The 1,602-nt window shown below is 66.3% G+C and carries 2 protein-coding genes; one reads left to right on the forward strand and one right to left on the reverse strand.

Translation table 11 applies throughout. The features are described from left to right. Positions 1-175: 175 nt before the first annotated feature. Complete coding sequence (locus AB7V09_RS12910; RefSeq protein WP_419144000.1) at positions 176-1,063, reverse strand: LysR family transcriptional regulator; 888 nt, start codon at positions 1,061-1,063, stop codon at positions 176-178. Between the two features lie 78 nt (positions 1,064-1,141). Here AB7V09_RS12910 and AB7V09_RS12915 point away from each other — a divergent pair, with 78 nt between their 5' ends. Then, positions 1,142-1,495: an EamA family transporter gene (locus AB7V09_RS12915; RefSeq protein WP_419144001.1), complete on the forward strand. Its 354-nt coding sequence runs from the start codon at positions 1,142-1,144 to the stop codon at positions 1,493-1,495. The last annotated feature ends 107 nt before the right edge of the window (positions 1,496-1,602 follow it).

Raw genomic sequence — 1,602 nt, forward strand, 5'->3', positions numbered from 1 at the left:
GGTGCGGGAGAGTAGGACACCACCGAGCACACACCACACAGCTGGCCCGGAACCGCCACGAGCGGCTCCGGGCCAGTCACGTATGATCCCGCACCAACAAGACACTCAACACCACCCCACAACGCAGGCGGAGGCATCACGAAGGCTGCCGTCCCGCATATGAGACCTGTCGTGGCTAACAGGGGCGGTGAGCTGGGCGTGCGGGGATGGAGTCAACGAAGGCCTGTGCAGCCGGGCTCGGGTTGAATGAGTCCCACGCCAGGTACTCCACCCGCACCGGACCATCGCTGACGGGGATGCACACGCAGCCGGGCGCCTCTCGGGCCACGCTGGGAGCGACAAGAGCGGCCCCCAGTCCCTGACGCACCAATCCGGTGAGTAGGTCGGCCGTGTTCACCTCGAAGCTCACCTCACGGCGGAGGCCAGCCCTGTCAAAGGCCAGATCTGACTGCTCGCGTCCCGACGACCCCTCGGGAAAGTCCACGAACGGCTCGTCGGCCAAATCCTCCAGGCGGAGTCGGTGCCGACCTGCCAATCGGTGCCTCTCTGACAGCACCGCCACCAGGCGTTCCCGGGAGAGCTTTCGCATCTGCACGCCCTGCGGCGTCACGCCTTCCGGCAGGCCGAGGAAACCCACGTCGAGCTCCCCAGCCGCAATACGACGCAGGAACTCATCACTGCCGCCAGTGCGCACGTGCACGCCCACCTCGGGGTAGCTGCGACGGAATGCGCCCAGCACCGCCGCAACATCCACTGCTGTCACGGTCGGGATCACCCCGATGGTCAGTGACCCCCGGACGTCTCCGTGCGCAGCTGCCGCCGCAACCTTCGCGCGCTCCGCTGCCCGGAGGCACAACCGTGCCTGCTTCACGAACGCCTCGCCGGCGGGCGTCGCCTCCACCTTGCGGCTCGTGCGCGCGAACAGCCTCACCCCGAGTTCGCCCTCCAAGGACTTGATCTGCCGGCTCAGGGCCGACTGCACCACGAAGCACCTCTCAGCCGCGCGCGTGAAGCTCTGTTCCTCGGCGATGGCCACGGCGTACCTCAACTGCTGCAACTCCATTCATCAATCTTATGTGTGCATCGCTCTCATCTCATCTATGTCATCGACGAATCGATGTGAGCACCTCAGGCTGGACGCATGATGACTCATGTCGCGCCCTCCCAAGCCTCGAGCGACTCCAGGTCGGCTGCGCCCGGCGCCGGTCTGTCAGGCCGCCGATCGAGAATCGCCTGGATTGCTCTGACGTCCCTGGCACCGGCTGTGTGGGGGACGACGTACATCGTCACCACCCACGCCCTTCCTCCGGGGCATCCGGTCTTCGCGGCACTGATGCGGACACTCCCTGCGGGCGCCCTCGCCCTCCTCGCCTCCCGGCAGCTGCCACGCGGAACGTGGTGGTGGAAGAGCATCGTCCTCGGGGCCCTCAACATGGCCTGTTTCTTCCCCCTCCTCTTCGTCGCCGCGCAGCGCCTGCCCGGAGGTGTGGCCTGACTCGTGACAGCTTGGTGGGTTTTCGGTGGCTCGGTGTGAGTTTTCGTTGGTATTGCGGTGTTGGGGGTCTGGTGGTGGGGCACTAAGAGCCCGTATGGTGGGCTGGT

The sequence above is a fragment of the Actinomyces sp. SKVG-SVH-4(1) genome (genome assembly GCF_048514265.1).
GTDB classification, from domain to species: domain Bacteria; phylum Actinomycetota; class Actinomycetes; order Actinomycetales; family Actinomycetaceae; genus Actinomyces; species Actinomyces oris.

What these genes read in the sequence shown, in the direction of transcription:
- AB7V09_RS12910 (WP_419144000.1), bottom strand. Translation starts at nt 1,063, where the DNA reads ATGGAGTTGCAGCAGTTGAGGTACGCCGTGGCCATCGCCGAGGAACAG.
- AB7V09_RS12915 (WP_419144001.1), top strand. Translation starts at nt 1,142, where the DNA reads ATGATGACTCATGTCGCGCCCTCCCAAGCCTCGAGCGACTCCAGGTCG.